Source organism: Xylophilus ampelinus, from assembly GCF_003217575.1.
Taxonomy (GTDB): Bacteria; Pseudomonadota; Gammaproteobacteria; order Burkholderiales; family Burkholderiaceae_C; genus Xylophilus; species Xylophilus ampelinus.
Window position 1 is genome coordinate 61,548 of sequence record NZ_QJTC01000008.1, and the last position, 23,473, is coordinate 85,020.

A 23,473-nucleotide genomic window follows, 5' to 3' on the forward strand; every position below is an offset into this window, starting at 1 on the left:
CGGCGGGACCGCGAAAGTACGCCGCGCCGGTAGAATTCGCGCCCCTGCGGCCATGGCCTCTGCCGTCCGCCATTCCTTCCTGGTGACCGCCGTGCCTCTTCCCGTTTCCGATTCCGCGCCGGCCGCCTACGACGAAGCCGCCATCGCCGACACCCGACTCTGGCTGGAGCGCGCGGTGATCGGGCTCAACCTGTGTCCCTTCGCCAAGAGCGTCCACGCCAAGGCGCAGATTCGATATGTCTCCTGCGCCACGGAGTTCGAAGGCGACCTTTTGGACATATTGGAATCCGAGGCGAAAGGCCTCGTAGCCGAAGATCCGCGCCGACTGGATACTATACTTTTGATAGCAACAGGCTGTCTGAGTGATTTTCTGGATTTCAACGACTTTCTCGGCCGCGCCGAGCGCCGCCTGCGGCGTGCCGGTTTCGACGGCGTGCTGCAGCTGGCCAGCTTCCATCCCGACTACTGCTTCGCCGGCACCGAGCCCGAAGACGTGACCAACTGCACCAACCGTGCGCCCTGGCCCACCCTGCACCTGCTGCGGGAAGCCAGCCTCGACCGGGCGGTGGAGGCGTTTCCCGATGCCGAAGCGATCTACGAGCGCAACATGGAGACGTTGGAGCGGATCGGCTTCGCCGGCTGGTCGGCGCTCGACGTATCGGCCGGCGCCGCGCATCGCGCTGCAGGGGAGGGCGCATGAGCAAGGCCGCACGCCCTCTGCAGAAAGCGCCCGCACGCGGCGCACCGCCGGCACCGTCGGTTGCCGGCGAACTGCGGCCCGGACAGTCGATCGAGCTGCTGCAGGAGCTGCACATACTCACCCGCGACGGCCGGTTGAACCAGGATTCGCGCCGCAAGTTGAAGCAGGTCTACCACCTCTTCCAGTTCATCGAAACGCTGCTGAAGGAACTGCCCGAGGGGGGCGCCGGCGCCACGCTGGCCGACCACGGCGCGGGCAAGTCGTACCTGGGCTTCATCGTCTACGACCTGTTCTTCAAGGCCCTCGGGTCGGGCCGCATCTACGGCATCGAGATGCGGGCGGAACTGGTGCAGAAGTCACAGGCCCTCGCGGCGCGGCTGGGTTTCGACCGGATGTCGTTCCTGTCGCTGAGCGTGGCCGAATCGACCACCTCCGCCGTCTTGCCGGCGCGGATCGACATGGTCACCGCCCTGCATGCCTGCGATACCGCCACCGACGACGCGATCGACTTCGGCCTGGCCAAGAACGCGTGCTGCATGGTGCTGGTGCCCTGCTGCCAGGCGGAAGCCGCGGCCTGCCTGCGGCAAAACAAGGCCCTGGCGCTGGCTCGCACGCCTTTGGCCGAGCTGTGGCGCCATCCGCTGCACACCCGTGAACTCGGCAGCCAGATCACCAACGTGCTGCGCTGCCTGTACCTGGAGGCCAGCGGCTACCAGGTCACCGTGACCGAATTGGTCGGCTGGGAGCACAGCATGAAGAACGAGCTGATCGTGGCGCGCTGGACCGGCCAGAAGAAACGCAGCGCCGCCGAGCGGCTCCATGCCATCCTGGAGCAGTTCGGGCTGCAGGCGCTGGCCGGAACCCGGTTCGCACGGGTGCCGACGCCTGTGTGACGATGGGGCCGCCTTCGCGGCCGGCCCAGGGTCTGCCGGTCCTTATCATCGCGCCATGGCCCGTCTCGCCCGTCTCACCGTTCCCGGTCTTCCCCACCATGTAATGCTGTGCGGCAACGACGGTGCCGTGATTTTTCGCGACGATGCGGACCGGGCGTTCATGGTGCGGTTGCTGGCCGACCATGCGGCGGCGTTCGGCATCGCGGTCCATGCGTACACGCTGCTCGACCACCGGCTGCAGCTGCTGGTCACGCCCGAGGGGGTCGAAAGCAAACTGTCGGGCTGGATGCAGGCGGTCGGCCGGCGCTACGTGCGGTATTTCAACGACCGGCACGGGCGCACCGGGACGCTGTGGGAGGGCCGTTACCGGGCGACGGTAGTGGAGGCCGCCCGCTACCTGCTGCCCTGCATGGTGGCGATCGACCTGGCCCCCGTGCATGTGCAACTGGCTATCCGGCCGGCCGACCACGCCTGGTCGAGCCACCGGCACTGGATCGGGCAGGTGCAGGCGCGGTGGCTCAAGCCGCATCCGATGGTCTGGGACTTGGGCAACACACCCTTCGCGCGGGAAGCGGCCTATGCGGCGTTGGTCGATGCGGGGCTCTCGGCGGCCGACCGAGAGCGGATCGAGACCGACACACTGCGCGGCTGGGCGATGGGGTCGCCGGAATTCACCTCGGCCTTACAGGCGCGGACACTGCGCAGGGTAACGCGTGCCCGTGCCGGGCGCCCGCCGGGCCGACCGAGTGCCTCACCTGAGTAAACGTTGGTTGTGTCGTGCCCGCTCCCCGCGGACAGAATATGTCCCCTATTATTTTCCGATGAAAATATTCAACTATTAATAGGAATCTGACCCTATTTAAATAGTTTGGCATCCTTGTTTCATCGCACTATGCTTCGGATCCCACGCGAAAAATCCCGCGCTCTCAGGGATCCACGACAGGAGCACGCCATGACGACGGCTGCAGAGATCCAGCATCTCCACGACAACGGTCTGTACTCATCCGGCAACGAGCACGATGCCTGCGGCCTCGGCTTCGTGGCGCATATCAAGGGGGAGAAGCGGCACGACATCGTGACGCAAGCGCTCAAGATCCTGGAGAACATCGACCACCGCGGCGCCGTCGGTGCCGACAAGCTGATGGGCGACGGCGCGGGTATCCTGATCCAGATTCCCGATGCGCTGTACCGCGAGGAGATGGCCGCGCAGGGCGTGACGCTGCCGCCGGCGGGCGAATACGGCGTCGGCATGATCTTCCTGCCGAAGGAGCATGCCTCGCGCCTGGCCTGCGAGCAGGAAATGGAGCGCGCGATCAAGGCCGAGGGCCAGGTGCTGCTCGGCTGGCGCGACGTGCCGGTCAACCGCGAGATGCCGATGTCACCGCAAGTCAGGAAGACCGAGCCGATCCTGCGGCAGATCTTCATCGGCCGCGGCGCCGACGTGATCGTGCAGGACGCGCTGGAGCGCAAGCTCTACGTGATCCGCAAGACGGCCAGCGCCCACATCCAGAACCTGAAGCTCAAGCACAGCAAGGAATACTACGTTCCGAGCATGTCGAGCCGTACCGTGGTCTACAAGGGCCTGCTGCTGGCCGACCAGGTGGGCACTTACTATTTCGACCTGCAGGACGCACGCTGCGTCTCGGCGATCGGTCTGGTGCACCAGCGCTTCTCCACCAACACTTTTCCCGAGTGGCCGCTGGCCCACCCCTATCGCTACGTCGCCCACAACGGCGAGATCAACACGGTCAAGGGCAACTACAACTGGATGAAGGCGCGCGAAGGCGTGATGTCGTCGCCGGTGCTGGGCGCCGATCTGCAGAAGCTCTACCCGATCAGCTTCGCCGGCCAGTCCGACACCGCCACCTTCGACAACTGCCTCGAGCTGCTGACGATGGCCGGCTACCCGATCAGCCAGGCGGTGATGATGATGGTGCCCGAGCCGTGGGAGCAGAACGCCGGCATGGATTCGCGCCGCCGCGCTTTCTACGAATACCACGCCGCGATGATGGAGCCGTGGGACGGCCCGGCCTCCCTGGTCTTCACCGACGGCCGCCAGATCGGTGCCACGCTCGACCGCAACGGCCTGCGTCCTTCGCGCTACTGCGTCACCGACGACGACCTGGTCATCCTGGGCTCCGAGTCGGGCGTGCTGCCGATCCCCGAGAACAAGATCGTGCGCAAGTGGCGCCTGCAGCCCGGCAAGATGCTGCTGATCGACCTGGAACAGGGCCGCATGATCGACGACGACGAGCTGAAGGCGACCCTCGCCAACAGCAAGCCGTACAAGCAGTGGATCGAGAACCTGCGGATCAAGCTCGACAACGTCGCCGCGCCCGCCGCCGACACGGTGGCGCAGGCCGCGACCGCACCGGATGCCACGCTGCTCGACCGGCAGCAGGCCTTCGGCTACACCCAGGAAGACGTCAAGTTCCTGCTGTCGCCGATGGCGCGCAACGGCGAGGAGGGCATCGGCTCGATGGGCAACGACAGCCCGCTGGCCGTGCTGTCGTCGAAGGACAAGCCGCTCTACAACTACTTCAAGCAGATGTTCGCCCAGGTGACGAACCCGCCGATCGACCCGATCCGCGAGGCGATCGTCATGTCGCTGGTGAGCTTCATCGGCCCCAAGCCCAACCTGCTCGACATCAACCAGGTCAACCCGCCGCTGCGGCTGGAAGTGGCGCAGCCGATCCTCGACTTCGAGGACATGGCCAAGCTCAACAACATCGAGGTGGCGACGCAGGGCAAGTTCAAGAGCCACCGGCTCGACATCACCTATCCGCTGGCCTGGGGCCACGAGGGCGTCGAGGCCAAGCTGGCGTCGCTCTGCGCCGAAGCGGTCGATGCGATCAAGAGCGGCCACAACATCCTGATCATCACCGACCGGGCGATCAGCCCCACCCAGGTGGCGATACCCGCGCTGCTGGCGCTCTCGACGATCCATCAGCACCTGATACGCGAAGGCCTGCGCACCAGCGCCGGCCTGGTGGTGGCCACCGGATCGGCCCGCGAGGTGCACCACTTCGGCGTGCTGGCCGGCTACGGCGCCGAGGCGGTGCACCCGTACCTGGCGATGGAAACCCTGGCCGACCTGCACAAGGAACTGCCCGGCGACCTGTCGGCCGACAAGGCGATCTACAACTACGTCAAGGCGATCGGCAAGGGCCTGTCGAAGATCATGTCCAAGATGGGCGTGAGCACCTACATGAGCTACTGCGGTGCGCAGCTGTTCGAGGCGGTCGGCATCAACACCGAGACGGTCCGGCATTACTTCACCGGCACCTCCACCCGCGTCGAAGGCATCGGCATCTTCGAGATCGCCGAAGAGGCGATTCGTCAGCACAGGTCGGCGTTCAGCGACGACCCGGTGCTGGAGACGATGCTCGACGCCGGCGGCGAATACGCCTGGCGGGCCCGTGGCGAAGAGCATATGTGGACTCCCGACGCGATCGCCAAACTGCAGCATTCCACCCGTGCCAACAACTGGAACACGTACAAGGAGTACGCCCAGATCATCAACGACCAGAGCCGCCGCCACATGACGCTGCGCGGCCTGTTCGAGTTCAGGATCGATCCCGCCAAGGCTATTCCAGTGGAAGAGGTCGAGCCTGCGGCCGACATCGTCAAGCGCTTCGCCACCGGCGCGATGTCGCTCGGCTCGATCTCGACCGAGGCGCACGCCACGCTGGCGGTGGCGATGAACCGCATCGGCGGCAAGAGCAACACCGGCGAGGGCGGCGAGGACGAGAACCGCTACCGCAACGAACTCAAGGGTATCCCGATCGAGGTCGGCGACACCCTCAAGAGCGTGATCGGAGCGGCCAACGTCGAGGTCGATCTGCCGCTGCAGGCCGGCGATTCGCTGCGCTCCAAAATCAAGCAGGTGGCCTCGGGCCGCTTCGGCGTCACCGCCGAATACCTGAGCAGCGCCGACCAGATCCAGATCAAGATGGCCCAGGGCGCCAAGCCCGGCGAGGGCGGCCAGCTGCCCGGCGGCAAGGTGTCCGAGTACATCGGCAAGCTGCGCCACTCGGTGCCGGGCGTTGGCCTGATCAGCCCGCCGCCGCACCACGACATCTACTCGATCGAAGATTTGGCCCAGCTGATCCACGACCTGAAGAACGTGGCGCCGCATGCCGACATCAGCGTCAAGCTGGTGTCCGAAGTGGGCGTGGGCACCATCGCCGCGGGCGTGGCCAAGTGCAAGAGCGACCATGTGGTGATCGCCGGCCACGACGGCGGCACCGGTGCATCGCCCTGGTCGTCGATCAAGCATGCCGGCGGCCCGTGGGAGATCGGCCTGGCCGAGACCCAGCAGACCCTGGTGCTGAACCGCCTGCGCAGCCGCATCCGGGTGCAGGCCGACGGCCAGATGAAGACCGGCCGCGACGTCGCCATCGGCGCGCTGCTGGGTGCCGACGAGTTCGGCTTCGCCACCGCGCCGCTGGTGGTCGAAGGCTGCATCATGATGCGCAAGTGCCACCTCAACACCTGCCCGGTGGGCGTGGCCACGCAGGACCCGGTGCTGCGCGCCAAGTTCTCCGGCAAGCCCGAGCACGTGGTCAACTACTTCTTCTTCATCGCCGAAGAAGTGCGCCTGATCATGGCCCAGCTGGGCATCCGCAAGTTCGACGACATGATCGGCCGGGTGGACCTCCTGGACACCAAGAAGGGCATCTCGCACTGGAAGGCCCGCGGCCTCGATTTCGGCCGGCTGTTCGCCCAGTCGACCGCACCGGCCGATGTCCCGCGCTTCCACACCGAGACGCAGGACCACAACATCTCGGCGACGCTGGACCGCCGGCTGATCGAGAAGTCGCGTCCGGCGATCGAGCGTGGCGAGCGGGTGCGTTTCATGGAAGTGGCGAAGAACGTCAACCGCACCGTCGGCGCCATGCTCTCCGGCGCGGTGACACGGGTGCATCCCGAAGGCCTGCCCGACGACACGATCCACATCCAGCTCGAAGGCACCGGCGGCCAGTCGTTCGGCGCCTTCCTCACCCGCGGCATCACGCTCTACCTGATCGGCGACGCCAACGACTACACCGGCAAGGGCCTGTCGGGCGGCCGGATCGTCGTGCGGCCGAGCCTCGACTTCCGGGGCGAGGCGGCGCGCAACACCATCGTCGGCAACACGGTGATGTACGGGGCGACCGAAGGCGAATCGTATTTCGCGGGCGTGGCCGGCGAACGCTTCGCGGTGCGGCTGTCGGGTGCCACCGCGGTGGTCGAAGGTACTGGCGACCACGGCTGCGAATACATGACCGGCGGCACCGTGGCGGTGCTGGGCAAGACCGGCCGCAATTTCGCGGCCGGCATGAGCGGCGGCGTGGCCTATGTCTACGACGAGGACGGCGAGTTCGCCAGCCGCTGCAATATGGCGATGGTCACGCTGGAGAAGGTCACCACCGTCGCCGAGCAGACCGCCAACATGCACCGCAACATCTGGCACCGCGACCAGACCGACGAGGCGACGCTGCGCAAGCTGCTGGAGGACCACAACCGCTGGACCGGCAGCAAGCGCGCCCGAGAGTTGCTGGATGACTGGAAGGTCGCGCGGACGAAGTTCGTGAAGGTGTTCCCGACCGAATACAAGCGCGCGCTGGCCGAGATCTACGCCCGCCGCGTCGTCGCCGAATCGCCCACGCCCCCGTGGCCGACGCCAAGAAGAGCAGGGAAGCGGCGCCCGCCAAGTAAGGCGCCGTACCACCACGATTAGAAGGACACCACGGTCATGGGAAAAACCACCGGCTTCATGGAATTCGAGCGTCTCGAAGAGGGCTACCGGCCCGCTTCCGAGCGGCTGAAGCACTACAAGGAATTCGTCGTCGGTCTCGACGACGCGCAGGCCAAGATTCAGGGCGCGCGCTGTATGGACTGCGGCACCCCGTTCTGCAACAGCGGCTGCCCGGTCAACAACATCATTCCGGATTTCAACGATCTGGTGTACCAGCAGGACTGGAAGAGCGCCTGGGCGGTGCTGGACTCGACCAACAACTTCCCCGAATTCACCGGCCGCATCTGCCCGGCGCCGTGCGAGGCCGCCTGTGTGCTGAACGTGAACGACGACGCGGTCGGCATCAAGTCGATCGAGCACGCGATCATCGACCGTGCCTGGAGCGAGGGCTGGGTCAAGCCGCGCGTGGCCAAGCACAAGACCGGCAAGAAGGTGGCGGTGGTCGGCTCCGGCCCTGCCGGCATGGCCGCGGCCCAGCAGCTGGCACGCGCCGGTCACGACGTGACCCTCTTCGAGAAGAACGACCGCATCGGCGGCTTGCTGCGCTATGGCATCCCCGACTTCAAGATGGAGAAGACGCACATCGACCGCCGTGCCGAGCAGATGCGGGCCGAAGGTGTGACGATCCGCACCGGCGTCGTCGTCGGTGCGCAGGCCGATCCCCTGGGCAAGGGCTCCAAGGTCACCAACTGGGCCAAGGAATCGATCTCGCCCGCGCAACTGCAGAAGGATTTCGACGCGGTGGTCGTCACTGCCGGCGCGGAGCAATCCCGCGACCTGCCGGCACCGGGCCGGGAGCTCGACGGCATCCACTTCGCGATGGAGTTCCTGCCGCAGCAGAACAAGGTCAATGCCGGCGACAAGGTGAAGAACCAGCTGCGCGCCGAAGGCAAGCACGTCATCGTGATCGGCGGTGGCGACACCGGCAGCGACTGCGTCGGCACCAGCAACCGCCACGGCGCGGCCAGCGTCACCCAGTTCGAGCTGATGCCCCAGCCGCCCGAGGAAGAAAACCGGCCGATGACCTGGCCCTACTGGCCCTACAAGCTGCGCACCAGCTCCAGCCACGAGGAGGGCTGCGAGCGCGAGTTCGCCATCTCCACCAAGGAATTCATCGGCGAAGGCGGCAAGGTCACCGGCCTGAAGACGGTGCGGGTGGAGTGGAAAGACGGCAAGATGGTAGAGGTCGCCGGCTCCGAGCAAATCCTGAAGGCCGACCTGGTGCTGCTGGCGATGGGCTTCGTCAGCCCGGTGTCGCCGGTGCTGGAGGCCTTCGGCGTCGAGAAGGACGCCCGCGGCAACGCCAAGGCCACCACCGAGTTCACCGGTGGCTATGCGACCAACGTGCCCAAGGTCTTCGCCGCAGGCGACGTGCGCCGCGGCCAGTCGCTGGTGGTATGGGCGATCCGCGAGGGACGCCAGGCGGCCCGCGCGGTGGACGAGTTCCTGATGGGCTTCAGCGACCTTCCACGCTGAGCGTGCGACCGGCCTCGCTGCCGGAGGGCCGGCGGTTTGGCCCCGGCCCGCTTCGCTGTCGCCGGCCGTGAGGATTTCGCGACGTGCGGCGGCAGTGCGCCAATCTGTGGCGTCGAACGGACGCCGTTCGTATCGGTACGGTGGGCGTGCGTTATGCTCCGCGCGCCAGGCTGTTGTGTAACAGGCATCGGCGATGTCGGCGATCGTGGCTGACATCGGGTGGCATGCCCACCGGTTATATTGCGGCCTATACATTCACGGATGAACGTTTATCCCCAGCGTTCCGTGCGGGCACCCACCGCCACTCTCCTTCTTCCTTTCGGACCGCCTTCTTGTCTTCTTCGCCTGCCCCGTTGGTCGAGCTTCGCGATGTCGTTTTCGGCTACGGCGGGCGCAGCGTGCTCGAGCGGGTATCGCTCGCGGTGCCGCGGGGCAAGGTCACGGCACTGATGGGAGCTTCGGGCGGCGGCAAGACCACGGTGCTGCGCCTGATCGGCGGGCAGGTCAAGGCGCATTCGGGCCAGGTGGTGTTCGACGGCGAGGACGTCGGCGGCATGGATGCGCAAGGCCTGTATGCGGCACGCCGCCGGATGGGCATGCTGTTCCAGTTCGGCGCATTGTTCACCGATCTCGATGTGTTCGGCAACGTGGCTTTCCCCTTGCGCGAACACACCGACCTGAGCGAGGAGCTGATCCGCGACATCGTGCTGATGAAGCTCGACGCGGTGGGCCTGCGTGGTGCCCGCGACCTGCGGCCGAGCGAGATTTCGGGCGGCATGGCCCGACGCGTGGCCTTGGCCCGCGCGATCGCGCTCGACCCGGAGCTGGTGCTGTACGACGAGCCGTTCGCGGGCCTCGACCCGATTGCGCTCGGCATCGCCGCGCGGCTGATCCGCCAGCTCAACGATGCGATGGCGCTCACCAGCATCGTGGTGTCGCACGATGTGGACGAGACCCTGGGCATCGCCGATCATGTCATCGTGCTGGCCAACGGCCGTATCGCGGTCGAAGGACCGCCTGAGGCGATCCGCGCCAGCACCGATCCGCTGGTGCACCAGTTCATCCATGCCGAGGCCGACGGCCCGGTGCGATTCCACTATCCGGCGCCCACGGTCGACGACGATTTCGGCGGCGTGCCGTACGGGGGCAAGCCATGAGGTGGTGGCATCCGGCCGATCTGGGCTTCGCGGTACGCGGCAAGCTGGCCGACCTGGGCGCCGGCGCGCGCCTGTTCCTGCGGCTGCTGGCCCTGACCGGGCCGGTGCTGCGGCGCTTCCGGCTGGTGGCGGAGCAGATCCATTTCCTCGGCAACTATTCGCTGGCCATCATCACGGTGTCGGGCCTCTTCGTCGGCTTCGTGCTGGGCCTGCAGGGCTACTACACGCTGCAGCGCTACGGCGCTTCCGACGCGCTCGGCCTGTTGGTGGCGCTCAGCCTGGTGCGCGAGCTGGGCCCGGTGGTGAGTGCCTTGCTCTTCGCCGGTCGGGCCGGCACCTCGCTCACCGCCGAGATCGGCCTGATGCGCGCCGGCGAGCAGCTGAGCGCGATGGAGATGATGGCGATCGATCCGGTCAAGCGCATCCTGGCGCCCCGCTTCTGGGGCGGGGTCATCGCCCTGCCGCTGCTGTCGGCGGTGTTCAGCGCGGTCGGCATCATCGGCGGATGGCTGGTGGGCGTGGTCATGATCGGCATCGACGGCGGCGCCTTCTGGAGCCAGATGCAGGGCGGCGTCGACGTGCTGCGCGACGTCGGCAACGGCGTGGTCAAGAGCCTGGTCTTCGGCGTGACGGTGACGTTCGTCGCGTTGCTCCAGGGCTACGTGGCCAAGCCGACGCCCGAAGGCGTTTCGCGCGCCACCACCCGCACGGTCGTGGTGGCCTCGCTGGCGGTACTCGGTCTGGATTTCATCCTGACCGCGCTGATGTTCAGCATTTGACGAAATAGGAAAGACGATGGAACGCTCCAAAAGCGACGTGTGGGTCGGGCTATTCGTGCTGGCGGGGCTGGCCGCGTTGCTGTTCCTCGCCCTGCAGTCGGCCAACCTGCTGCGCCTCAACTTCCAGTCCACCTACAAGGTGGTGGGCCGTTTCGACAACATAGGCGGCCTGAAGCCCCAGTCGGCGGTCAAGAGTGCCGGGGTGGTCGTAGGTCGGGTCGACGGCATCACCTTCGACACCAAGACCTTCCAGGCCTCGGTCGCGATCTCCCTGCAGGACCGCTACGCGTTTCCCAAGGACAGTTCGCTCAAGATCCTGACCAGCGGCCTGCTGGGCGAGCAGTACATCGGCATCGAGGCCGGCGTCGACGACAAGACCCTCGCCGCCGGCGACACGATCACCGCGACCCAGTCCGCCGTGGTCCTGGAAAACCTCATCGGCCAGTTCCTCTACAACAAGGCCGAAGAGGGCAACAAACCGGCGGCCACGACGCCCGGTGCGACGAGCAAGAAATGAAAACGACATCCCATACCCTCGGCCACCGCGCCATGCTGATCCTGGCCCTGGCTGGCGGCCTGCTGATGGCCGGCTGCGCCTCCAGCGGCGCCACCACCGGATCCCGCAATCCGCGCGATCCTTTCGAGCCCTTCAACCGCGGGGTGTCCGAGTTCAACGAACGTATCGACGACGCGGTGGTCCGCCCGGTCGCGACCGTGTACCGCGACGTCACGCCGCCGCTGGTGCGCACCGGCGTGGGCAACTTCTTCCGCAACCTGACCGAGCCGTGGTCGCTGGTCAACAACGTGCTGCAACTCAAGATCCGCGATGCGGGCGAGACCTGGATCCGCTTCGCGGTGAATACCGTGTTCGGCCTGGGCGGTGTGCTCGACATCGCCGGTGCTGCCGACATCGACCAGCACCGCCAGGACTTCGGCCAGACGCTGGCCTTCTACGGCGTGCCGACCGGTCCGTACCTGGTGCTGCCGCTGCTCGGCCCTTCTACGGTGCGCGACACCGCGACCTTCACCGTCGACACCCGTGCCAACCTGCTGTCGGGCATCGACAACATTCCGGTGCGCAATTCGCTCTACGTGCTGCGCGCGGTCGATGTGCGGGCCAACCTGCTGCGCGCCAGCTCGGTGCTGGACGCCGCGGCGCTCGACAAGTACACCTTCACCCGCGATGCGTACCTGCAGCTGCGCCGCAACCAGCCGCGCAACAAGGACACGACCGACTCGGACGGCGACGGCTACGAGGTCGATAACAGCGCCACCGGCGCCGGCGCCGCGCCGGCCGCCGACCTGGCGCCGCCCGGGCCGGCACGCTGATGTCGCGATGCGTGCGGGTTGCCGGTTGTTGCATCTCGTGGCGTGGCCGCCGGAACCGTATGCCAGCATCGTGGTTCCAATATCCGACATGCGCCTGGCGCATGGCCAGGCCATCGGTTTTCGCGGGCGTGCCTGACCACGGCCGCTTATCCATCGAAAGAGGTCCCTCATGAATCGACGTTCCCTTGGCCGCATGGCCGCAGGTCTCCTGACCATCGTTTCTCTGACACTGCCGCTGGCGGTGCGCGCCGCCGACGAAGCGCCCGACGTGCTGATCAAGCGGCTTTCCGCCGAAACGCTGGACATCATCAAGGCCGATCCTGCCCTGCGCAGCGGCGACCTGACCAAGGTGATGGCGCTGGTCGACAGCAAGATCATGCCGAACGTCAACTTCCAGCGCATGACCGCGTCGGCCGTCGGACCGCAGTGGCGCCAGGCCACGCCCGAGCAGCGCACCAAGCTGGCCGACGAGTTCAAGACCCTGTTGGTCCGTACCTACTCGGGCGCCTTGTCGCAGGTCAGCGACCAGTCGATCGACGTCAAGCCGCTGCGCGCTGCCAGCGACGACAAGGAAGTCGTCGTGCGGACCGAGGTCACCGGCCGCGGCGACCCGATCCAGCTCGACTACCGCATGGAAAAGACGCCGGGCCAGGGCGCCGGCTGGAAGATTTACAACCTGAACGTGCTGGGCGTGTGGCTGGTCGAGACCTACCGCAGCCAGTTCGCGCAGGAGCTGAACAACGGCAAGGGCATCGACGGTCTGATCGCCACGCTCGAAGCCCGCAACCGCAGCAATGTCCAGAAGGGCAACAAGGGCTGACATGGAGACCGTACGCAAGCAGACGGTGAATGCACCCAGGGCCGAAAAGCCCGCGGCGGCGGATCTTGGGCCGGAGGCCGCGCCGCTGGCGGACGCCCCGGTGCAGGCTCAGATGCTGGTGCTGCCCACCCGGCTGGTGCATGAGGATGCCCAGGCTTGTTTGCGCATGCTGACCCAGGGGCTGCAGCACGGAACCCAGCCGAAGGACGTGCCGGTGGTGGCCGATGCTTCGGCGCTGTCGCGCTTCGATTCCTCGGCCCTCGCCGTGCTGCTGGCTTGTCGCCGCGAGGCGTCGGCGGTCGGCCGCCGTTTCGTCGTGCGCGGCCTGCATCCCCGGCTGGCCGGGCTGGCGGGTCTCTATGGAGTTTCGGCGCTTCTGCCGGCCGGCTGACATCTCTCGAACGCCGCGCCCTGGGCGGCGCGTGCAGGGCCTTCCCTGGCAGCGTCGGTCCCGCACGACGCCAAGCCGTAAAATGCCGGGCTCCCATGCCCGCCATCTCCTTCCAGTCCGTTTCCAAGCAGTACGACACGCCCCGCGGCACGCTCAAGGCGCTCGACGAGGTCAGCTTCGACATCGCGCCGGGCGAGTTCTTCGGCCTGCTCGGCCCCAACGGCGCCGGCAAGACGACCCTGATCAGCATCCTCGCCGGCCTGGCCCGGGCCTCCGGCGGCCGTGTGCTGGTCGACGGCAGCGACGTGTTGGACGACTTCGCCTCCGCCCGCCGCAAGCTCGGCGTCGTGCCGCAGGAGCTGGTGTTCGACCCCTTCTTCAACGTGCGCGAAACGCTGCGCATCCAGTCGGGCTACTTCGGCGTCAAGAACAACGACGCCTGGATCGACGAGTTGCTGGGGGCGCTCGGCCTGGCCGACAAGGCCAATGCCGGCATGCGGCAGCTCTCGGGCGGCATGAAGCGCCGGGTGCTGGTGGCCCAGGCGCTGGTGCACAAGCCCCCGATCATCGTGCTCGACGAGCCGACGGCCGGCGTAGACGTGGAACTCCGGCAGACCCTGTGGCAGTTCGTGGCGCGCCTGAACCGCGAAGGCCACACCGTCCTGCTCACCACCCATTACCTGGAAGAAGCCGAGGCGCTCTGCAGTCGCCTGGCGATGCTCAAGAAGGGCAGGCTGGTGGCGCTCAACCGCACCAGCGACCTGCTGCGCATGGCCTCGGGCAACGTGCTGCGCTTCAAGACCGACGGCGCGCTGCCGCCGGCCCTGGCCGCGCAGGCCCGCGTCACCGGCCGGATCGTGCAGCTGCCGGCGCCCGACGCGCATGCGATCGAGCAGTACCTGGCCGCGGTACGGCAGGCCGGCCTGTCGGTCGACGACGTGGAAATCCGCAAGGCCGATCTGGAGGACGTGTTCCTCGAGGTGATGGCCTCCGACCAGAACGCCGGCGGCAAGCGCTGGCAGGCCCCGGTATGAAAGACGCGACATGACCGGCTGGCAAACGCTTTTCTACAAAGAGGTGCTCCGCTTCTGGAAGGTGGGCTTCCAGACGGTCGGCGCGCCGATCCTCACCGCGGTGCTGTACCTGCTGGTCTTCGGCCACACGCTCGAGGACCATGTGAAGGTCTACGGCACGGTGGGCTACACCGCCTTCCTGGTGCCGGGCCTGGTCATGATGAGCGTGCTGCAGAACGCCTTCGCCAACAGTTCGTCCTCGCTGATCCAGAGCAAGATCATGGGCAGCCTGGTGTTCGTGCTGCTCACGCCGCTGTCGCACTGGGACCTGTTCCTGGCCTACGTGGGCTCGTCCATCGTCCGCGGCCTGGCGGTGGGCCTGGGCGTCTTCGCGGTCACCGCGTTGTTCTTCGCCAAGCTGACCTACGTGGCCCCGCTGTGGATCTTCGCGTTCGCGTTCCTGGGCGCCGCGCTGCTCGGCACGCTGGGCCTGATCGCCGGTCTGTGGGCCGAGAAGTTCGACCAGATGGCGCTGTTCCAGAACTTCCTGATCATGCCGATGACCTTCCTCTCGGGCGTGTTCTATTCGATCGGATCGCTGCCGCCTTTGTGGCAGACGGTGAGCCACCTGAACCCGTTCTTCTACATGATCGACGGCTTCCGCTACGGTTTCTTCGGCGTGAGCGACGCCTCGCCGTGGCTCAGCCTGGCGATAGTGGGCGGTGCCTGCGTGGCCACCGGTGCGCTGGCGCTGCACTTGCTCAAGACCGGCTACAAGATCCGCCATTCACCTGCCGCGTGCCCGCGCCGTGAACGGCGCGGACCGTGGTGTCCGGCATTTCCCTTTTCTTTTCTCCCGCCTTTGCGATGACCGCCGAAGAACTCCAAACCATCATCCGTGCAGGCCTGGCCTGCGAGCACCTTGCGCTCGAGGGAGACGGTCGCCATTGGTTCGCGACCATCGTCTCGGCGGCGTTCGAGGGCAAGCGGCCGATCCAGCGCCACCAGCAGGTCTATGCCACGCTGGGCGGCCGCATGCAGACCGACGAGGTGCATGCGCTCTCGATGAAGACCTACACGCCGGCCGAATGGGCCGCACTGCCGAAAGACTGAGCCATGGACAAGCTGTTGATCCGCGGCGGAAACCGCCTGCAGGGCGAGGTGCGGGTGTCGGGCGCGAAGAATGCCGCACTGCCCGAAATCTTCGCGTCGCTCCTCACCGCCGAGCCCGTCATGCTGCGCAACGTGCCGGGCCTGCAGGACGTGATCACCGCGTCGAAGCTGCTGCGCCACATGGGCGCGCAGGCCGCGCGCAATCCCGAGCGCAACGACGAGCTGCTGCTGGACGCCGGCACGCTGCAGACGCGCGAGGCGCCCTACGAGTTCATGAAGTTGATGCGCGCCTCGATCCTGGTGCTGGGGCCGATGGTCGCCCGCTTCGGCGAGGCCAAGGTGTCCTTGCCCGGCGGCTGCAGCATCGGCTCGCGCCCGGTGGACCAGCACCTGAAGGGCCTGCAGGCGATGGGCGCGGACATCCAGTTCGAGCACGGCGACATCGTGGCCCGCGCCACGCGGCTCAAGGGCGCCCGCATCACCACCGACATGGTCACCGTCACCGGCACCGAGAACCTGATGATGGCCGCGGCCCTCGCCCAGGGCGAGACGGTGCTCGAGAACGCGGCGCAGGAGCCCGAGATCTCCGACCTGGCCGAGATGCTGATCGCCATGGGCGCCAAGATCGAGGGCCACGGCACCAGCCGCATCCACATCCAAGGTGTCGACACGCTGCACGGCTGCACCCATGCGGTGGTGGCCGACCGGATCGAGGCCGGCACCTTCCTGGTGACCGTGGCCGCTGCGGGCGGCGACGTGCTGCTGCGCAACGCGCGGATCGAACACCTCGACGCGGTGCAGGACAAGCTGGCGCAGGCCGGCGTCACCGTGACCGCCGAGGCCGGCGGCGTTCGGGTGCGGTCGCCCGGCGTGCAGGATGGCGGCCTGCGGGCGCAGAGCTTCCGCACCACCGAATACCCGGGCTTTCCGACCGACATGCAGGCCCAGTTCATGGCCTTCAACTGCGTGGCCCAGGGCGCGAGCAAGGTTACCGAGACCATCTTCGAGAACCGCTTCATGCATGTGCAGGAACTGGCCCGGCTGGGCGCCCGCATCCAGGCCGACGGCAAGGTGGCCCTGGTCGAAGGCGGCCTGCGGCTCTCGGGCGCCACGGTGATGGCGACCGACCTGCGCGCGTCGGCCAGCCTGGTGATCGCCGGCCTGGTCGCCGAGGGCGAGACGGTGGTCGACCGCATCTACCACCTCGACCGCGGCTACGACCGGATGGAAGCCAAGCTGCGCGGCATCGGCGCGGACATTCAGAGGATTTCGACGTGATCACGCTGGCGCTGTCCAAGGGACGCATCTTCGACGAGACGCTGCCGCTGCTGGCGGCCGCCGGCATCCGGGTGCTGGAAGACCCCGACAAATCCCGCAAGCTGATCCTGCCGACCAACCGGCCCGAGGTGCAGGTGGTGCTGGTGCGCGCCAGCGACGTGCCCACCTACGTCGAGTACGGCGGCGCCGACCTGGGCGTGACCGGGCTCGACACGCTGCTGGAGCACAACATGGAGCAGGCCGCCGGTGCGCGGCTGTACCAGCCGCTCGACCTGAAGATCGCCCGCTGCCGCGTCAGCGTCGCGGTGCGGGACGATTTCGATTACGCCAGCGCGGTCAAGCAGGGCTCGCGCCTGCGGGTGGCCACCAAATACCTCGGCATCGCCCGCGAATTCTTCGCGGCCAAGGGCGTGCATGTGGACCTGATCAAGCTCTACGGCAGTATGGAACTGGCACCGCTCACCGGCCTGGCCGATGCGATCGTCGACCTGGTCTCCACCGGCAACACGCTGCGGGCCAACCGCCTGGTCGAGGTGGAGTGGATCATGGACATCAGCTCCCGCCTGGTCGTCAACCCGGCCGCGCTCAAGCTCAAGCGCGAGCCGATCCGCCGCATCGTGGACGCCTTCGCGTCCGCCGTCTCACCCGATTGAAGTTCTCCGGAGTGCTATGAAATTTGTAGCTAGACCCCAGCGTCTTTCCACGGCCTCGGCCACGTTCGATGCGGATTTCAAGGCCCGGCTGCACTGGTCGGCCGATACCGACGCCGCGATCGAGCAGCGCGTCGCCGACATCCTGGCCGACGTGCAGAAGCGGGGCGACGCGGCGGTACTGGAGTACACCGCGCGCTTCGACGGCCTCTCGGCCCCCGACATGGCGGCGCTGGAGCTGACCCAGGCCGACTTCAAGGCCGCGTTCGACGCGATTCCGCAGGCCCGGCGCGACGCCCTGCAGGCCGCCGCCCGGCGCGTGCGCAGCTACCACGAGGCGCAGAAGAAGGCCTGGGGCGAGAGCTGGAGCTACCGCGACGAGGACGGCACCCTGCTCGGCCAGAAGGTCACCCCGCTCGACCGCGTCGGCATCTACGTGCCGGGCGGCAAGGCGGCCTACCCCTCCAGCCTGCTGATGAACGCCATTCCGGCCCATGTGGCGGGTGTGCAGGAGATCGTCATGGTCGTGCCCACGCCGGTGCGGGGCAGCGTGGCCACCGGCGGCGCGGGCGACCAGGCGGCATCGGCCCGGGGCGAGCGCAACGAGCTGGTGCTGGCCGCCGCGTACGTGGCCGGCGTCACCCGCGCCTTCACCATCGGCGGCGCGCAGGCCGTGGCGGCGCTGGCCTACGGCACCGTCACCGTGCCCAAGGTCGACAAGATCACCGGCCCGGGCAACGCCTATGTGGCCAGCGCCAAGAAGCGCGTCTTCGGCACGGTCGGCATCGACATGATCGCCGGGCCGAGCGAGATCCTGGTGCTGGCCGACGGCAGCACGCCGCCCGACTGGGTGGCGATGGATCTGTTCAGCCAGGCCGAGCACGACGAGCTGGCCCAGAGCATCCTGCTCTGCCCCGACGCCGCGTATATCGACGCGGTGCAGGAGGCGATCGACCGGTTGCTGCCGACGCTGCCGCGCGCCGGGATCATCGCCAAGAGCCTCAACGGCCGCGGCGCGCTCATCCTGACGCGCGACATGGAAGAGGCCTGCGCCATCAGCAACCGCATCGCGCCCGAGCATCTGGAGGTCTCCAGCCGCGATCCGCACCGCTGGGAGCCGCTGCTGCGCCATGCCGGCGCGATCTTCCTCGGTGCCTACACCAGCGAGAGCCTGGGCGACTACTGCGCCGGCCCCAACCACGTGCTGCCCACCAGCGGCACCGCGCGCTTCTCCAGCCCGCTGGGCGTCTACGACTTCCAGAAGCGCAGCAGCATCATCGAGGTGAGCGAGCAGGGCGCGCAGGTGCTGGGCACCATCGCCGCCGAGCTGGCCTACGGCGAGGGCCTGCAGGCCCACGCCCGCGCCGCCGAACTGCGCCTGAAGGACGTGCCGCCGCAGAGGGCGCAGCCATGAGCGCCGACGCCTCCGTCGCCACCGCGGCGCTGCAGCGCATCCGCGCCGACGTCCAGTCCATGCACGCCTATGCGGTGCAGGACGCCGCCGGCATGGTCAAGCTCGATGCGATGGAAAACCCGCACACCCTGCCGGCCGACCTGCAGGCGGCCCTCGGCGTGCGGCTGGGCGCGCTGGCGATCAACCGTTATCCCGGCCCGCGGATCGACGACCTGAAGCGTGCCCTCGCCGCCCATGTCGAGCTGCCCGCAGGCCAGTCGCTGGTGCTGGGCAACGGCTCCGACGAGATCATCTCGCTGCTCGCGATGGCCTGCGACGTGCCCGCCGCCGACACGCCCGACGGCCTGCCGCCGGCGATCCTGGCGCCGCTGCCGGGCTTCGTGATGTATGCGATCACCGCGCAGCTGCAAGGCCTGCGCTTCGTCGGCGTGCCGCTCTCGGCCGACTTCCAGCTCGATGCCGCTGCGATGTGCGCGGCGATCGCCGCCCACCGGCCCGCGATCACCTATCTGGCCTATCCGAACAACCCGACCGCCAACCTGTGGGACGCCGATGCGATGGCCCGCGTCATTGCCGCGGCCGCCACCGTGGGCGGTCTGGTGGTGGTCGACGAGGCCTACCAGCCCTTCGCCAGCCGCAGCTGGCAAGACGCGGTCCGGCGCGATCCGGCGGGCCATGCCCATGTGCTGCTGATGCGCACCTTGAGCAAATTCGGCCTGGCGGGCGTGCGCCTCGGGTACCTGATGGGGCCGGCCGCGCTGGTCGCGCAGATCGACAAGGTGCGTCCGCCCTACAACATCAGCGTGCTGAACGCCGAATGCGCGCTGTTCGCGCTGGAGCATGCCGCGGTGTTCGAGGCGCAGGCCGCCGACATCCGTGCCCAGCGCGCTCGTCTGGCCGACGCCATGGCCGCGCTCCCCGGCGTGCAGGTATGGCCCAGCGACGCCAACATGCTGCTGGTGCGCATGCCCGGCGGCGAAGCCGGCGCAGACCGGGTGTTCGACGCGCTTCGGCGGTCGGGCATCCTGGTCAAGAACGTTTCTAGAATGCACGCCTTGCTGGCCGGCTGCCTGCGCCTGACCGTGGGCACCGAAGGCGAGAACACCCGCATGCTGGCGGCGCTGCAGCAGGCGCTGGCCCCATCCCCGCTCCTTCCCCTGCCCACCGACGCCCCCACCCGATGACCACTCCCGACCCGACCGGCCCCGCCCTCGAACCGTCCGCCGACCGCGTGGCCGAGGTCTCGCGCGACACCGCCGAGACCAAGATCACCGTGCGCGTCAACCTCGACGGCACCGGCCGCGCCACCCTGGCCACCGGCATCGGCTTCTTCGACCACATGCTCGACCAGATCGCCCGGCACGGGCTGATCGACCTCGACGTGCGGGCCGACGGCGATCTCTACATCGACGGCCACCACACCGTCGAAGACGTGGGCATCGCGCTCGGCCAGGCCTTCGCTCAGGCCGTCGGCGACAAGAAGGGCATCCGCCGCTACGGCCATGCCTACGTGCCGCTCGACGAGGCGCTGTCGCGGGTGGTGATCGACTTCTCGGGCCGGCCGGGGCTGCACCTGCACATCCCGTTCACCAGCGGCATGGTCGGCGCGCTCGACACGCAGCTGGTCTACGAGTTCTTCCAGGGTTTCGCCAACCATGCGGGCGTGACGCTGCACATCGACAACTTGAAGGGCATCAACGCCCACCACCAGTGCGAGACGGTGTTCAAGGCCTTCGCCCGCGCGCTGCGCGGTGCGCTGGAACGCGATCCGCGCATGGCCGGCGTCATTCCCTCGACCAAGGGCTCGCTGTGACGGTTTTCTGCATCCAATATGCCTCCAGCCGGCGATCGGCAACGACTTCTAGCTATGAATAATGTAGCAAAGACCGTGGCCGTGGTGGACTACGGCATGGGCAACCTCTGGTCGGTGTCGCAGGCGGTGCGCTCCGCCGCCGTCGGTACCGGCTGGCACGTGGTGGTGACCGCCGAGCCCGAGACGGTGCGCGCCGCCGACCGCATCGTGCTGCCCGGCCAGGGCGCCATGCCCGACTGCATGCGCGAGCTGGCCGATTCGGGCCTGCGCGCCTCGGTGCTGGAGGCGGCGGCGCAGAAGCCGCTCTTCGGCGTCTGCGTCGGCATGCAGATGCTGCTCGACGCCAGCGACGAGGGCCCGACCGACGGCCTGGCCCTGTTCCCCGGCCGCGTCGTGAAGTTCGACCTGGCCGGCCGGATGCAGCCCGACGGCAGCCGCTTCAAGGTGCCGCAGATGGGCTGGAACCAGGTGTTCCAGTCGTCGCACGGCGGCGCGGTGCATCCGCTGTGGCAGGGCATTCCCGACGGCACGCACTTCTATTTCGTGCACAGCTTCTACGCCCGTCCGTCGGATGCCCGCCACACAGCGGGCGAGGCCGACTACGGCGGACGCTTTACCGCCGCCGTGGCACGCGATAACATTTTTGCCGCCCAGTTCCACCCCGAGAAGAGCGCCGACCACGGGCTTGCGCTCTACCGCAACTTCCTGCACTGGGCACCCTGAACTTTTCTTACACGGGCCACCGCGTTCCCGGCTCCGGTTCCGCACGAGAATCCGGCCACGGCGGCGGCTTCGCACACCGACCCGCGTCCATCCCTTCGAGTCTTCCAGCTGACCACGGCACCATGATCCTCATTCCTGCGATCGACCTGAAAGACGGTCACTGCGTCCGCCTGAAACAGGGCGACATGGACCAATCGACCACTTTCGGCGAAGACCCGGCCGCGATGGCGCTGAAATGGGTGGAGCAGGGTGCGCGGCGCCTGCATCTGGTGGATCTGAACGGCGCCTTCGCCGGCAAGCCGCAGAACTACGCGGCGATCAAGTCGATCCTGAAGGCCGTGGGCGACGACATCCCGGTGCAGCTCGGCGGCGGCATCCGCGACCTGGACACGATCGAGAAGTACATCGACGGCGGCCTGCGCTACGTGATCATCGGCACCGCGGCGGTCAAGAACCCGGGCTTCCTGAAGGACGCCTGCAGCGCCTTCGGCGGCCACATCATCGTGGGCCTGGACGCGAAGGACGGCAAGGTCGCTACCGACGGCTGGAGCAAGCTCACCGGGCACGAGGTGGTCGACCTGGCCAAGAAGTTCGAGGACTGGGGCGTCGAGTCGATCATCTACACCGACATCGGCCGCGACGGGATGCTCTCCGGTATCAATATCGACGCGACTGTCACGCTGGCCCAGGCGCTGACGATCCCGGTGATCGCGTCGGGCGGCCTGTCGAACATGGCCGATATCGAGGGCCTCTGCGCGGTCGAGGCGGAGGGTGTCGAGGGCGTCATCTGCGGCCGCGCGATCTACTCGGGCGACCTCGACTTCGCCGCGGCGCAGGCCCGCGCCGACGAATGGGCCTGACCCGACACGATCGGCCGGCGCGGGCCGTGCGCCGCCGGTCACCGCAAGCGCGACCGCCTCAGCAGGCCGTAGGCGCGACGCCCCGGTTGACGGCCGAGACGGTTTCCAGGAGCTGCGTCCAGTAGGCGGGCAGTGCCTTCCACGGGTCACCCACGCCGGTCTTGGGATTGAACTTCAGATTGGTCATGTACACCGGCCCGGCGTTGAACCGCGCCGTGGCGGCCGCGGCGACGGCGCGCTGCATCGCCGCACAGTTCTCGCCGTAGACCAGCGCCGCCTGACGGCTGTTGGCCTGCAGGTACAGCCAGGCATTGCCCTGGCGCGGGTCGTAGCGGGTGTAGGCGGTGCCGCGGTCCTCGAAGGTGACGAGGGTGTCGGCCACCCCCGCATACACCGCGTCGGGCACGGTACCGGGATTGCCGATCACCTTCGGGCTCGGGTCGCGGGCCTTGATGTAGCGATAGATCTCTTGGTAGAACGCCAGCCGTTCCGGGTCGGACGCCATCTCGTCCAGAAAGAATCCGCCGATCAGCGTGCGGCCGTACAGCGCCAGGTACTGGTCGATGTTGGCCTTGACCGCGTCGAGCGAGCGGGAGCCGGTGCCGTAGCCGGTGTAGACATAGCCCACCGTCCTGCCACCCACCGCGGCGAACTGCGCGAGCGCCCGCAGGTAGTCCGGGTCGGCGGTGGTGAAGATGCCGTTGTTCGGGTTCATGATCGCGGTGACGGCCAGCGTCGGATGGGCGGCGGCGCCGGCGGTCATCGTCGCCCAGTGGGTCGTGTCTGAGGCAGAGAAGTAGGCGGGAACCAGGATTTCGAGGGGCGCGGGTGTCGGCCGGGCGTACACCGTTCGCACCGCACTGACCGTCTGTCCGCCGGCCTGCACCGTCGCCGTGATCTCTTGGCGGCCCGGTGCGGTGGCGGTGAACGCAGTGGTGGCCAGGCCCGCCGACGTGGTGGGAAGCACCGGCAGCCACTGGGCCGATGGCCCACCGAAGCGCACCACGGTACCGTCGATCGCCGCCGCGCCGTCGATCTTCAGCCGGACCGTGACGGCGGCCGCCGTGCCGACGTTCAGCACTTCCTGGTCGGCCGGGGCGGTGAAGGCCAGGGACAGCACCGGGAGCTTGGCCCTGGTGGCCTGGGTGCTGACGGTGCTGACGGTGATGTCGGTCTCGCCTGCCGCAGGGCTGCTGGCGGAGGTCGCGGTGGTGCTGCCGTCCCCGCCCCCGCCCCCGCCCCCGCCGCAGCCCGCCACGAAAGCCGTCATGGCCAGAACACCGAGGCGGGAGAGTGGTCGGAAGGGCTGCATGGTGAGGAACTC

General features: G+C 67.8%; 21 protein-coding genes and 1 pseudogene. 21 read left to right on the top strand and 1 reads right to left on the bottom strand.

Going from position 1 to position 23,473, the window contains the following annotated elements; genetic code table 11:
• The first annotated feature begins 52 nt into the window (after positions 1 to 52).
• From DFQ15_RS07115 to hisA, 21 genes and pseudogenes are all read left to right on the top strand, one after another.
• Complete coding sequence (locus tag DFQ15_RS07115; protein WP_110465315.1) at positions 53 to 700, top strand: DUF1415 domain-containing protein; 648 nt, start codon at positions 53 to 55, stop codon at positions 698 to 700.
• Entirely contained in the window at positions 697 to 1,593 is an 897-nt protein-coding gene (locus DFQ15_RS07120) for a class I SAM-dependent methyltransferase (protein WP_110465316.1), read from the top strand. The genes DFQ15_RS07115 and DFQ15_RS07120 overlap by 4 nt, the downstream gene beginning before the upstream one ends.
• Before the next feature lie 55 nt (positions 1,594 to 1,648).
• Positions 1,649 to 2,356: a transposase gene (locus tag DFQ15_RS07125; protein WP_110465317.1), complete on the top strand. Its 708-nt coding sequence runs from the start codon at positions 1,649 to 1,651 to the stop codon at positions 2,354 to 2,356.
• A 189-nt stretch (positions 2,357 to 2,545) separates the two neighbouring features.
• Complete coding sequence (locus DFQ15_RS07130; RefSeq protein WP_110465318.1) at positions 2,546 to 7,315, top strand: glutamate synthase-related protein; 4,770 nt, start codon at positions 2,546 to 2,548, stop codon at positions 7,313 to 7,315.
• A 15-nt stretch (positions 7,316 to 7,330) separates the two neighbouring features.
• On the top strand, positions 7,331 to 8,809 hold the full coding sequence (locus tag DFQ15_RS07135) for a glutamate synthase subunit beta (protein ID WP_110465319.1): 1,479 nt from the start codon (positions 7,331 to 7,333) through the stop codon (positions 8,807 to 8,809).
• 332 nt (positions 8,810 to 9,141) lie between these two features.
• Positions 9,142 to 9,966: an ABC transporter ATP-binding protein gene (locus DFQ15_RS07140; protein ID WP_233504329.1), complete on the top strand. Its 825-nt coding sequence runs from the start codon at positions 9,142 to 9,144 to the stop codon at positions 9,964 to 9,966.
• Positions 9,963 to 10,745, top strand: coding sequence for a lipid asymmetry maintenance ABC transporter permease subunit MlaE (gene mlaE, locus DFQ15_RS07145; protein ID WP_110465321.1), 783 nt, complete (start codon positions 9,963 to 9,965; stop codon positions 10,743 to 10,745). The genes DFQ15_RS07140 and mlaE overlap by 4 nt, the downstream gene beginning before the upstream one ends.
• 16 nt (positions 10,746 to 10,761) lie before the next feature.
• Entirely contained in the window at positions 10,762 to 11,262 is a 501-nt protein-coding gene (gene mlaD, locus DFQ15_RS07150; RefSeq protein ID WP_110465322.1) for an outer membrane lipid asymmetry maintenance protein MlaD, read from the top strand.
• A complete protein-coding gene (locus DFQ15_RS07155) occupies positions 11,259 to 12,074 on the top strand; it encodes an MlaA family lipoprotein (RefSeq protein ID WP_374941010.1) in 816 nt (271 codons plus the stop codon). The genes mlaD and DFQ15_RS07155 overlap by 4 nt, the downstream gene beginning before the upstream one ends.
• 169 nt (positions 12,075 to 12,243) lie before the next feature.
• Positions 12,244 to 12,894, top strand: coding sequence for an MlaC/ttg2D family ABC transporter substrate-binding protein (locus DFQ15_RS07160; RefSeq protein ID WP_110465324.1), 651 nt, complete (start codon positions 12,244 to 12,246; stop codon positions 12,892 to 12,894).
• 112 nt (positions 12,895 to 13,006) lie between these two features.
• Positions 13,007 to 13,285: an STAS domain-containing protein gene (locus tag DFQ15_RS07165; RefSeq protein ID WP_110465382.1), complete on the top strand. Its 279-nt coding sequence runs from the start codon at positions 13,007 to 13,009 to the stop codon at positions 13,283 to 13,285.
• 95 nt (positions 13,286 to 13,380) lie between these two features.
• A complete protein-coding gene (locus tag DFQ15_RS07170; protein ID WP_110465325.1) occupies positions 13,381 to 14,319 on the top strand; it encodes an ABC transporter ATP-binding protein in 939 nt (312 codons plus the stop codon).
• A 10-nt stretch (positions 14,320 to 14,329) separates the two neighbouring features.
• Positions 14,330 to 15,085 (top strand): annotated as a pseudogene (locus DFQ15_RS07175) (ABC transporter permease); the annotation flags it as partial.
• 80 nt (positions 15,086 to 15,165) lie between these two features.
• Positions 15,166 to 15,411, top strand: coding sequence for a BolA family protein (locus DFQ15_RS07180; RefSeq protein ID WP_055840254.1), 246 nt, complete (start codon positions 15,166 to 15,168; stop codon positions 15,409 to 15,411).
• Positions 15,412 to 15,414: 3 nt separating this feature from the next.
• Positions 15,415 to 16,689, top strand: a complete 1,275-nt coding sequence (gene murA, locus DFQ15_RS07185) for a UDP-N-acetylglucosamine 1-carboxyvinyltransferase (protein WP_110465327.1) — start codon at positions 15,415 to 15,417, stop codon at positions 16,687 to 16,689.
• Positions 16,686 to 17,342 carry an ATP phosphoribosyltransferase gene (gene hisG, locus DFQ15_RS07190; protein WP_110465328.1) on the top strand — a complete coding sequence of 219 codons (657 nt, stop codon included), beginning with the start codon at positions 16,686 to 16,688 and terminating at the stop codon, positions 17,340 to 17,342. Before murA ends, hisG begins: the two co-directional genes overlap by 4 nt.
• Before the next feature lie 16 nt (positions 17,343 to 17,358).
• Positions 17,359 to 18,753 (top strand): histidinol dehydrogenase, encoded by a 1,395-nt coding sequence (hisD, locus tag DFQ15_RS07195; protein WP_110465329.1) that lies wholly within the window; start codon positions 17,359 to 17,361, stop codon positions 18,751 to 18,753.
• Positions 18,750 to 19,937, top strand: a complete 1,188-nt coding sequence (gene hisC, locus DFQ15_RS07200; protein WP_110465330.1) for a histidinol-phosphate transaminase — start codon at positions 18,750 to 18,752, stop codon at positions 19,935 to 19,937. Before hisD ends, hisC begins: the two co-directional genes overlap by 4 nt.
• Positions 19,934 to 20,566 carry an imidazoleglycerol-phosphate dehydratase HisB gene (gene hisB, locus DFQ15_RS07205; protein ID WP_110465331.1) on the top strand — a complete coding sequence of 211 codons (633 nt, stop codon included), beginning with the start codon at positions 19,934 to 19,936 and terminating at the stop codon, positions 20,564 to 20,566. The genes hisC and hisB overlap by 4 nt, the downstream gene beginning before the upstream one ends.
• Before the next feature lie 54 nt (positions 20,567 to 20,620).
• On the top strand, positions 20,621 to 21,289 hold the full coding sequence (gene hisH, locus DFQ15_RS07210; RefSeq protein WP_110465332.1) for an imidazole glycerol phosphate synthase subunit HisH: 669 nt from the start codon (positions 20,621 to 20,623) through the stop codon (positions 21,287 to 21,289).
• Positions 21,290 to 21,411: 122 nt separating this feature from the next.
• A complete protein-coding gene (gene hisA, locus DFQ15_RS07215; protein ID WP_110465333.1) occupies positions 21,412 to 22,149 on the top strand; it encodes a 1-(5-phosphoribosyl)-5-[(5-phosphoribosylamino)methylideneamino]imidazole-4-carboxamide isomerase in 738 nt (245 codons plus the stop codon).
• Positions 22,150 to 22,207: 58 nt separating this feature from the next.
• On the opposite strand, the gene DFQ15_RS07220 is transcribed toward hisA, so the two are convergent.
• Positions 22,208 to 23,419 carry a spherulation-specific family 4 protein gene (locus DFQ15_RS07220; RefSeq protein ID WP_233504330.1) on the bottom strand — a complete coding sequence of 404 codons (1,212 nt, stop codon included), beginning with the start codon at positions 23,417 to 23,419 and terminating at the stop codon, positions 22,208 to 22,210.
• Positions 23,420 to 23,473 lie beyond the last annotated feature (54 nt).